This is a genomic window from Megasphaera massiliensis, assembly GCF_000455225.1.
Taxonomy (GTDB): Bacteria; Bacillota; Negativicutes; order Veillonellales; family Megasphaeraceae; genus Megasphaera; species Megasphaera massiliensis.
The window spans coordinates 542,344-553,149 of record NZ_HF954537.1 but is presented as its reverse complement, the minus strand read 5'-3'; the positions used below and the strand labels follow the sequence as shown (position 1 = coordinate 553,149).

11 protein-coding genes are annotated in these 10,806 nt (G+C 38.0%); all 11 read left to right on the top strand.

The window, feature by feature from the left end:
• A partial coding sequence (locus TX77_RS14095) for a hypothetical protein (protein WP_230198071.1) occupies positions 1-202 on the top strand: 202 nt, incomplete at its 5' end.
• A gap of 40 nt (positions 203-242) precedes the next feature.
• Positions 243-1,688 (top strand): undecaprenyl-phosphate galactose phosphotransferase WbaP, encoded by a 1,446-nt coding sequence (wbaP, locus tag TX77_RS05985; protein WP_044503879.1) that lies wholly within the window; start codon positions 243-245, stop codon positions 1,686-1,688.
• A gap of 325 nt (positions 1,689-2,013) precedes the next feature.
• Positions 2,014-2,982 carry an AAA family ATPase gene (locus tag TX77_RS05980; protein WP_230198070.1) on the top strand — a complete coding sequence of 323 codons (969 nt, stop codon included), beginning with the start codon at positions 2,014-2,016 and terminating at the stop codon, positions 2,980-2,982.
• Between the two features lie 6 nt (positions 2,983-2,988).
• A complete protein-coding gene (locus TX77_RS05975; protein WP_044503877.1) occupies positions 2,989-3,639 on the top strand; it encodes an HNH endonuclease in 651 nt (216 codons plus the stop codon).
• 1 nt (position 3,640) lies between these two features.
• The gene (locus TX77_RS05970; RefSeq protein ID WP_418294682.1) at positions 3,641-4,420 is read left to right on the top strand and encodes a DUF4422 domain-containing protein; all 780 of its coding nucleotides are present in this window, start codon (positions 3,641-3,643) and stop codon (positions 4,418-4,420) included.
• Between the two features lie 43 nt (positions 4,421-4,463).
• Positions 4,464-5,378, top strand: coding sequence for a hypothetical protein (locus tag TX77_RS05965; protein WP_044503876.1), 915 nt, complete (start codon positions 4,464-4,466; stop codon positions 5,376-5,378).
• Between the two features lie 73 nt (positions 5,379-5,451).
• Complete coding sequence (locus TX77_RS05960; protein WP_044503875.1) at positions 5,452-6,576, top strand: glycosyltransferase family 1 protein; 1,125 nt, start codon at positions 5,452-5,454, stop codon at positions 6,574-6,576.
• A gap of 76 nt (positions 6,577-6,652) precedes the next feature.
• Positions 6,653-7,696 (top strand): glycosyltransferase family 9 protein, encoded by a 1,044-nt coding sequence (locus TX77_RS05955; RefSeq protein ID WP_044503874.1) that lies wholly within the window; start codon positions 6,653-6,655, stop codon positions 7,694-7,696.
• Positions 7,697-7,946: 250 nt separating this feature from the next.
• Entirely contained in the window at positions 7,947-8,882 is a 936-nt protein-coding gene (locus TX77_RS05950) for a glycosyltransferase (protein WP_044503873.1), read from the top strand.
• A gap of 46 nt (positions 8,883-8,928) precedes the next feature.
• On the top strand, positions 8,929-9,615 hold the full coding sequence (locus tag TX77_RS05945; protein ID WP_154651872.1) for a hypothetical protein: 687 nt from the start codon (positions 8,929-8,931) through the stop codon (positions 9,613-9,615).
• Positions 9,602-10,806 (top strand): O-antigen polymerase (locus tag TX77_RS05940; protein WP_044503871.1); only part of this gene is annotated, 1,205 nt, incomplete at its 3' end. The genes TX77_RS05945 and TX77_RS05940, both read left to right, overlap by 14 nt.

Sequence of the window (10,806 nt, the reverse complement as noted above, 5' to 3'; positions counted from 1 at the left end):
CAAGTCACGCTGCGAGATGAATATGAGACAAAAGACACGTTTCCCATCAACAAAAGCTTTTCTTTATCATTTTTTTACATTCCGAAAAGGCATTGGCGGAAACGGTCGGTTTTTTTTTGTGTTAAAGAATGGTATAATGAATTATTGTAAAGTCCGTGACGGAGAAGAACCTCCGTTTTTTCGTGCGTATATAATACAATAATAATGACAGAGCTCATGCTTTGCCGTGAGGAGGAACCGTTTTGAAGTGTTCGCCGCAGTCGTGTTCGATTTCGATTAAAAATAAGTACAGTAATGAGGTGTTGCCCGTTGTCCTGGCCGTTGCCGATTACATTGCTATTTGGCTGGCAGAATACGTGTCGTATGGCCTGCGGGACTGCCTGATTCCCAATACGCATTTTCACCTGTCGTGGCTCAGCATTCACGTCATTGTACCGGCTGTATACCTGCTGTTTTTGAAATTGCATCACCTCTATACACGGCGCATGCAGTTTTGGCAGATCATTTCTAATCTCTTTAAGGCGACGTTTTATTCCATTGCCTTACTGATTTTCTTTATCTATATCGCCCAGACGGCAGCGTCGACGTCGCGACTGTTCGTGGGCCTATTGGCAATCACTTCTTTTGTTTTCTTGGTCATTGAACGGTATGTCGTCAAACGCATCTTGATCCGTATGAAGCTGCTTCAGCTCCCGGTCCTTATCATGGGTGCCGGCAAGACGGCAGCTCTCATGTTGGAATACTTCAAGCGTGATACCGGCGTCGGATACGAATTCATCGGCTACCTCGAAGACCATACGCCAGATCCGAGAGTGGCGGCCATGATTCCACACTTGGGAACCTTCCGCGATGCCGAGCAGGTCATTCAGGTTACCGGTGTCCAGCATGTCATGGTTATTGCCCCGGGTCTTAAGAATGAAGCTGTACAGGACATCGTCTACCGCGTCCAACCCTTGGTCAAAAAAGTGGCCTTCATCCCTGATATGGGCAGCCTGCCTTTGGCAACCCTCGAAACGAACCCCCTCATCGACGGCCGCATCATCTCCATCAGTTTCCGGAATAACTTATCCCAGTGGTACAACCGGGCTATCAAGCGGATTTTTGATTTAGTTTGCACCATCATCGGCATCATCTGCCTGTCGCCGTTTTTCTTAGCTGTCGCCTTGTGGATCCGTCTCGATTCGCCGGGGCCAATCATCTTCAAACATCGCCGTATCGGCCGGAACGGCAAAGAATTTAACTGCTATAAATTCCGCAGCATGTGTGTCGATGCTGACGTCAAGCTGAAAGAACTCCTCGAACGAGATCCCGAAGCCCGGAAAGAATGGGAGACAGAATTCAAACTGAAAAACGACCCGCGTGTTACGAGAAGCGGAGCCTTTTTGCGCAAGACCAGCCTTGACGAACTGCCGCAGCTGTTCAACGTCTTGACAGGGGACATGAGCCTCGTCGGACCGCGCCCCATCATACGCGATGAAATCAAGAAATACGGCGCCTTTATTAAAGACTTTTATATGGTCCGCCCCGGCGTCACCGGCATGTGGCAGACCAGCGGCCGCAGCGATACGACCTATGACGAACGAGTTCAGATGGATACCTGGTACGTGAGAAACTGGAACGTCTGGTTCGACATCGTCCTTATTTGGAGAACCGTTGCTGTTGTAGTGAAACATAAGGGAGCTTATTAAGGAACAGCGAGAGTGCTTTAGCATCAGTCCCGCATAAGGAGTTGATACCGTGAATCAACATTTCATTACGAAACTTCATATTAGTCAAGTCCGCCACTTGAAAGATATAGACATTCCCATATCGGAAACTGAGTGTAAGCATCTCATTTTGACGGGGAAGAACGGTAGCGGAAAGACGAGTGTCCTTAAAGGGCTGGCGGCCTATTTGTCGAAGTTCTTTTTGGATTCAAGCAGTAAGGAGTCTTTTCGTATATATAAAGAAAGAATGCAGCAACTGCCCGAAGAGATTTTACATACATCCAAGGATAGTCCGGAATATACTGCTTTGTTAAATCGACTCGAACATGCTACACAGTTTGTCAAAACTTATGAACAGGGCGTAACGCCTATTTTTCAGGAAGATTCCCTTATCCACGCGCATACTTTACAAGGTACTTATATTTTTGCTTATTATCAGGCTGAACGAGTCTATATAGCAGAGAATGAAAAGAATATTGCTCAAGTGGAATTGACTGATACGTATGGCATTGACGCTCATCCCGGGCAGGATTTCGTCAAATATATCCTGAATTTAAAGACTATTGGCGCTATGGCTGAAACGAACGGTAAACCGGAACGGGCGGCGGAGATTAAAGCGTGGTTCAAAAAGTTTGACCATGTCTTGCAAATCATCTTTGATGAAAAAGATGCTTATCTTGATTTTGATATCGAAACGTTTGCCTTCCATATCGTCGTACCGGGACGAGAACCTTTTGCCTTTGATGCACTTTCAAGCGGCTATGCAGCCGTCTTAGACATCGTCGTCGATTTGATGATGCGCATGGAAAAGAAAGCCGGTAAGCATTATGATTTAGAAGGCGTTGTCCTCATTGATGAAATCGAAACGCACCTGCATTTGGATTTACAAAAGAAGATTATGCCGATTCTTACGAATATGTTTCCCAATATTCAATTTATCGTCACGACACATTCGCCGTTTATCCTAAACTCCATCAAAGATGCGGTAATTTACGACTTGGAAAATCATACACTGGTCAATAATCCGGAAGGCCTTTCTAACATCCCTTACGACGGTATTGTCGAAGGTTACTTTGATGCGCCTGCCTTGTCGAAAGCGTTGAAGGCGAAGTATGACCGCTATCGGCAGTTGGTAAAAAAAGAGACCTTGACCGATGACGACTATGAAGAAGTGGCAGAATTGGAGTATTATCTCGATGAGATTCCCGATTATTTGGCACTGGGCTTCATGGCCGACTATAAGCAGTTGAAATTAGAATTAGCGCAGAAGGAGTAAGATTGGATGGTATCATGTGACAAATCTTCCGTAGCTCCGGCATCGTTAGCGACAGAAAAAGCTAAGGGGAAGAGCGGAAACTATCGGGGAATCGATGTCATCGAACAGCTTAAGTCCGACTTTCATGATAAATGCTATATTTGTGAACTGAAAGGCCTTCAAGATCCGCAAATCGAGCATTTGGTTCCTCATAAAGGGAATATCGATTTAAAATTTGATTGGAATAATCTTTTTTGGAGCTGCGCCCATTGCAACAGTATCAAGAACAATAAAATATATGAGGGCAAAATCATCAATTGCTGTCAAGAAGACCCGGAACAGCATATTGCCTGCCGGTACGCCGATAATGACGTACAGATTGAGGCCTTGGATCAAAACGAAGTGACCTCCACGACGGCTTCCTTGATTTATGCAGTCTTTAATCTGAAAAATACAGGAATGCGGATAAATAACTCCGCCAGTCGACTCAAAGCGCTGCAGGAAGAAATGAATATATTTTTCAACGAACTGCATCGCTACAAAGAAAATAAATCACCGGCTAATACACGCCGGGTTGTTGCCAGATTGAGAAAGAGTACGGCCTTTGCGGCGTTCAAACGGTCGTATATTAGAAATAATCGCGACTATGCTGAATTACAGGCCTATGTCGCGTTATAGAATGAAAGGGTTGGAACAATTGTCTATTAACATTATCATTGCAGCACATAAAAAATATTGGATGCCGACGGATCCGGCCTATTTGCCTGTTCATGTTGGAGCTGAAGGGAAAGACTCTATCGGTTATAGGCCGGACAATACGGGGGAAAATATCAGTACTAAGAATCCTTATTTTTGTGAGCTGACGGGCCTATATTGGGCTTGGAAAAATTTGGATGCCGATTTCATCGGTCTCGTTCATTATCGCCGTTATTTTACCCGCAAAGAAGTCCGCAATATCGAAGCGAAAAAAGAACAAATCCTTACCGAAAAAGAATGGCAGGCTTTGTTAGATAAGCATCCGGTCATCGTTCCCGATAAACGGAAATACTATATCGAAACCAACCGCTCTCATTATAACCACGCTCATCATTCGGAAGGACTGGACATAGCGGAACAAATCATCAAAGAACGGTGTCCCGAATATCTTCCGGCTTTTGACAAGGTCATGAATCGCACCTGGGCCCATATGTTCAACATGTTCGTCATGCGCCGCGACTTGTACAACGATTATATGCAGTGGATGTTCGACATTCTCTTTGAACTGGAAAAACGCGTCGACATCACCGGCTGGGATACCTACGAATCCCGCATATATGGCTTTGTGAGCGAACTCCTCTTAGATGTTTGGCTTGAACACAATCAAATAGACTATGCCGAACAGAACGTTTCTTTCATGGAAAAGCAAGATTGGATCAAAAAAGGCGGAGCCTTTTTGAAACGGAAACTCTTTGGGAGATAGTATTGACTATTAGAATGCGTTTGCTGTGGTTGAGAGGTAGAGTATGATTCCTAGAACTGTACAAATTGATTTATGTCATGATATGGAACGGATAGCGAAATCACAGCTTAATAAGTTGGGTTTTGATTCAACTGAAGTTGAAAATTTGAAAAATCCATTACTACGTTTGCTTGAATATAATATAAAGCGTATACCTCTAATAAAACGTGAAATAGCTATATCGGCCGAATTCAAGTGTCCTTCAGCATATCAGCGAGCTTTTGGAGAATTTATTCAAAAAGTAAAAAACGGAGAGGATATTAATCCATTCCTGTCCAACAAACGCGATAGTGTAGCCGAACCAGATTTATTGTTATATGATTGGGGCGTACATCACTTTCATTTGACAAGACGGTATAATAAAAAAGGGAAGCCTACGAGGAGCGACTATTTAATTTTCGCTGTCTGCACTGATGAGCGGATGTATTTTATCCAAATATATTCACATAAAAAGGTGGCTGTATTTGCACAACAAGAAATTTTAGAAATAATTTATAAGAACTGGCCCTATTTGCTAAAGAGCTTTGAACTTTCAGGCATTTCTATTGATGATATGTCAGATCAAGAAAGAATGAACATTCGAAATAAACATGGACTGAGTTTGACTGGAATTTTTGGAAAACCGTATTTTTCACCGGGTGGTGGATATATGTCAGATGGATCGGCATTTATTGCTGTTCATCAGTCAGATTTTGTGTGGAATCAGTTAAAGAGTCTTGAAGAATGGATTATTAATAACCTATCTTTAATAAAAAGTCTATATCATAGGAGTGCTGGACAAAACATGAAACGTGATTTATTTTTTTTTAAATTAATTGAATTTGGCCAAGACTCGTACACCATCATAGAGAAAAATAACGATATAATGGTGAAATTTGATTTTAAAAATGAAATGATTGAAATGGTAACTCGGAGATAGAAAGATTTTTAGATCGTATATGAATCTTTAAATAATTGTTCACCGTAATATATGATAAGAATAGAGGGAAAATATGAAATCCCATCAACCAATAAGAATACTACAAGCATTTGTTGCTAATGATAAGGGGGGCCTTACCGGATATATTTGCCAGAACTATCGGTTTATAGACAGAAGCAAAGTTCAATTTGATTTCCTAACTTTTGAAACGGATAAATTAGATTTTGAAGATGAATTTATCCGGATGGGAGCTAAATTTTATCATATCCCCAGACCGTCACATCCGCTTTCATATGCTAAGGCACTAAGGAATATCTTAAATAACGAGGATTATACTGCGATTCATTTTAATATGTCTTATGCCAATTTTATCCCTCTCATTGTTGCACGATGGCTGGGTGCGAAAAGAATCATCATGCACTCTCATAGTACAGATATTGATGATCGGCGGGGAGTAATTCGAGCCATTAAGATTTTGATTCATAAAATAGGGCGATTGTCGATGAGTTACATCGCCGATGAATACTTGGCCTGTTCCTCTTTAGCCGCAGAATGGATGTATCCTTATAAACTCAGAAAGTCTCAGCACTATCATATGGCCAAAAACGCAATCGATGTACGCAAATATAGTTATAATCCTACGATAAGGGCTGAAATGAGGCAGCATCTAGGCCTCAAGCCGGATACTTTTGTCATGGGGCATGTTGGGCGATTTACTTATCAGAAAAACCATGAATTTTTAATCGATGTTTTTAAAAAAGTTCATGAAAAAATGGAAGATTCACTGTTATTATTGATTGGAGAAGGCCCTGATGAAGATCAAATCAAGGAAAAAGTGGCATCACTGGGGTTAATTTCTCATGTCCTATTTTTAGGAAGACGAAACGACGTTCCTAACCTTTTTCAAGCTATGGATTGTTTTGTACTTCCCTCGCGCTTTGAAGGATTGCCCATTGTAGGCATAGAGGCCCAGGCGGCAGGATTACCTTGTATATTTTCTGATTTGATTACACCGGAAGTAAAGGTTACCAACAGTTCTCGGTTTTTACCTATAAGTAATCCGAATAGTTGGATGTTAAGTCTTTTAGATATAAAGAAACGGTGTGAAAGAGACGATATAGAAAATCAAATTGGTAAATCTGGATATGATATAGCTAGTGAAATAAAAAAAATTGAAGCTTTTTATAAAGCCAATTAGGGTGTTTTTTGCGATTGATTTTATGAAAATACTGTTACATCGTTGATCTGGTATTTATGAATAATCAAGGGGAAATATGAAACGATTAAAGATATTAATTGAGATGAAACATGGCTTGGGTGACTGTGTGTGTATGCTGCCGGCTATACGTGCAGTAAGGCATAAATTCCCTGATGCCTACCTTGCTTTGTTGGTAAATGGAAAAGCCAATGAAGAAATCTTTCGTCATAGCGGGATTCGTATTGATAGATATTACTATTTTAGCCTAAAGAATCGTTCTAAGTTGTATACAATCAAAACGCTGTTTTCGTTGATGAAAGAACAGTTTGATATTGGTATCATGGCAATGATGACCCCATCTACAAAGGGACGATACCTTTTTAAATTATTGCGGATTCATGATTGTTTTGGTGAACAATATAAAGGGCTTCATTTTTTAGAACTAGATAATAAAAAGCATTTTGTTGATCGTAATATTGATGTGGTGAGTTCTTTAACTGGGGAAGTTACAGATAGACAACCACATCTTTATGCGAAAAACGGAGAATGCAGCAATGTAGAAAAAATCCTTTCCGGTTTTAATGGCAGCAGTATTGTTGTGAATATCGGCGGAGCTGATAAAAACTATTACAAGGGTAAGTACGTATATACAAGAAATTGGTGTCAGCAGAATATGGTGAAATTAGTATCCATGCTGGCACAATTAAGGGAATATCATATTATCCTATTAGGTGGAAAATTAGAGGAAAGTCTTTTGCCTAATTATAAAGAAGTCTTGATGGCTGATAATGTGCATAATTTTGTAAATCGCACATCTATCAGTGAATCAATTTATATTTTGAGTAAATGTATCTGTTCTATCGGAGTTGACACAGGGATGCAGCATATCGCAGATGCTTTAGGGAAAAGGACGGTTTCTATCTTTGGACCAACTAATCCTGCGACTCACGGAGCCTATTCAGATAAAGCTGTTTTTGTTCAATGTGAGGATAAACTGTCATGCCAACACTGCTTTGGTACGGATATTTACTATGAATGCCCTGATCGTAAGTGTTTAAATTCTATATCGGCTGAACAGGTATTTCAAAAAGCAAGAGATCTAATCGAAATAGGTGAATAAAGATAAAATATAAATGACTGTTATTATTTGTTGGCATCGAGAAAGTGTTAATTTATAAATTGGAAAAATATTCTGGCAATATAGGACTTACTAATATCTGTCAACAGGTTATTTAAATTTGACCACACGATTCTCTATTTTAACTGCAGTAGAAAATGAATTATAGGGATGCTGAAGTGTTCAGTATCAAGCGTGGGGGTAAGAACGCGCTTGATATGATTAATTACTCTTTTTGGGAGGTAATATACTGATGAGCGAAGAAAATGTACGAGAGTATCAAGTTAATATTGGCTGTGTCATTGTTACATATAATCGATTAGAGAAGTTGAAACGAACGTTAGAATCCTATAGTAATCAAAAATTATTGCCTAAATATGTTATTGTTGTGAATAATGCATCTACAGACCAGACTAGCGATTTTTTAAAAACTTGGAGCAATCAAAAAGAACCCTTTGAAAAAATTGTCATCACGACTTCAGAAAATCTTGGAGGAAGTGGGGGGTTTTATGTTGGTGAAAAAAAGGCGATGGAGCTAAACTCTTCGTGGATTATGATTGCCGATGATGATGCATATCCGGAACCAGACTATATTTTAGGAATGGCTCAGTACCTTCAAAAGAATTCACAAGAAAATATTTCGATTATCTGTGGTAAGGTAGTGGAAAATGATTCTTTTGTTTCTATACATAGATCTATTTGGCGCAGTAAATGGGATCGAAATTTTCATAAACCGATTGGCGAAGAGTTCTATAAGAAAGAAAAATTTAATCCTGATTTTGTATCATATGTGGGGATTTTGTTAAATAAAGAAAAACTTAAATATGCTGGACTCGTCTGCAAAGGCAATTTTATTTGGTGTGATGATACGGAGCATACCTACAGGATGAGTCAAGAGGGAAGGATTGTTTGCTTACCTTCTTATTCCATTATTCATGATGTTGAAGCTGCAAACGATTCCCTTTCTTGGAAATATTATTATGGATATCGTAATGATTTAATCTTTTTTAAAAAACATTTTAAATTTCATTTTCCGGTTGTTCTTGGTAAGTTAGCTCTGAAAACATTATGTAGTCCGCTTATTGGTCGGACAAGAAAAGAGTTTTTTCTTAGATTTCATGCCATGTATGACGCCTTAATTGGAAAAATGGGAGTCGATAACATTTATAAGCCAGGGTGGAAGCCTTGATCTTTTTAGCTATAAATTATTTTTTTGGGATGATTAGGTGATAATTATGATGGAAATAATTATGAAGCAATTTAAGAAAAAATGGTTATACGTTGTTTTAGCGGGTATTATTGTTGCAGCGGGTTTGGTATGGGAAAAGAGCTATAATATACAATATGCGGTAAAAAGTGGAGAAATTTGGGATACACAGATAATTACTATTTCGAATTATAGTGTATTTAATAGCAATACCAGTGAAAGCAATTCAAGCACTACCAATCCCTTTATGTATGATAAATATATGAAAGCATATCCTGTTATAAGTGCTTTTTTAAGTAAAACTGGGAATAAATTTGACTATAAGAAATTTGATAGTAATTGGGATCGTTATAGCGAAATAGAAAAAATAAAATGGTTTGATAAGCATATTTTTGTTAATAATTTTGGATCAGGTATTTATGAAATCTGCATTCACTTTATGCCGGGAGATAAAATGGATGCATCTTACGTTAAAAGCGTGGCCGATGAATTTATTAATGAATATATAAATTTCTCTGAAGATAATTTAAAAAAGTATAATAGTGAGATGAAATTTATTAAAAATGATTCCGTGCATATTTACCCTGAGGAACAAGTTATTTCTAGAAGAGATATAGCTATTAAGTATGGTATCGTTGGATTTATTTTAGGAGGGCTTGTTGCTTCAACTATAATAATAATAACAAGTGTGGTGACTTTTTATGGCAGACATTAACTTTATTTATTATTTGTCTTGTTTGTTATTGCTGTTGTCCATATGTAGTATCTTTTTATTTAAATTTGATATTATGGAGCCAGCTAATATTTTTTTATTAACGATGACTACCAGTTCTTTCTTTGGCGCTTTAAATGCTCAAAGATGGTCTCTATCCATTAATTATATAACCCTAATTATTGTTTTAGGAGGGTGCTTTAGTTTTTTTGCTGGTTGTTTTTTTTCCTACTATGAATTCAGAAAAATACCTGGACAAATTTTACATGATACGACTATAAGCATTGACAATGCAAACAAAAAAATATTTATTTTATGCATTATTTCCGTTGTTTTATTAGGCTTTAGCTTTAAAGAAGTGTATAGTTTGGCATTACAATTAGGGAATACTGGTGGCATAAGTACAATGATTGGTACTGTCAGATATCCTATGGAACGCCAAGAAATCAGTTTTTCTCGATGGATGTCTTATAGATCTTTATTTGTACAAAGCGTATGTTATGTTTGTATTTATATTTTTTTTGAATACTTCTTTAAAAAAAGAAAGCTTCATATTCAGTACTTACTCCCTACGCTCATTTACATCCCATTCACTATTTTGACAACGGGGAGAATGGATATCTTATTTTTATTAACATATATAGTTACTGTTTTTGCAATTTTTTACCTTAAAGAAAATCATTATTCTCCTCATTCCAAAAAAATCATTTGCTTGATACTCGTCTTATCTGGTAGTATCTTTATTGGATTATTTTTATTGTATGGGGTTTTTACTGGGAAAGTAATAACGGAAGAAAGAACACCTTTTATAATAATATCTCATTATATGGGATTATCATTTCCCGCATTCGATAGATTTTTAAGTAATATTCCAGTAGAATCATTTTATATTGGGAGTAATACTCTAACCGGTATCTATAATAATCTTCTTTCTCTTGGATTTCCCGTATCTAAGCCAAATATCTTTTTAGAATTTGTTGAATTTGAGGGAATTGATACTAATGTTTATAGCGCATTTAGACGATATATAGAAGATTATGGGATTGTTGGAATGATGAGTTTACTATTTACTATCGGAGCTATTTTCTCTGCGATATACAATTATATAGCATTGAGAAAAGTAAATAAGTATATATTTATCATGTACGCAACGTATACGTGGACTTTAGTCCTATCTTTTCATGATGAAAAATT

Coding starts and splice junctions, on each gene's coding strand:
- TX77_RS05975 (WP_044503877.1), top strand. CDS start 2,989: ATGGTATCATGTGACAAATCTTCCGTAGCTCCGGCATCGTTAGCGACA.
- TX77_RS05970 (WP_418294682.1), top strand. CDS start 3,641: ATGAAAGGGTTGGAACAATTGTCTATTAACATTATCATTGCAGCACAT.
- TX77_RS05965 (WP_044503876.1), top strand. CDS start 4,464: ATGATTCCTAGAACTGTACAAATTGATTTATGTCATGATATGGAACGG.
- TX77_RS05960 (WP_044503875.1), top strand. CDS start 5,452: ATGAAATCCCATCAACCAATAAGAATACTACAAGCATTTGTTGCTAAT.
- TX77_RS05955 (WP_044503874.1), top strand. CDS start 6,653: ATGAAACGATTAAAGATATTAATTGAGATGAAACATGGCTTGGGTGAC.
- TX77_RS05950 (WP_044503873.1), top strand. CDS start 7,947: ATGAGCGAAGAAAATGTACGAGAGTATCAAGTTAATATTGGCTGTGTC.
- TX77_RS05945 (WP_154651872.1), top strand. CDS start 8,929: ATGATGGAAATAATTATGAAGCAATTTAAGAAAAAATGGTTATACGTT.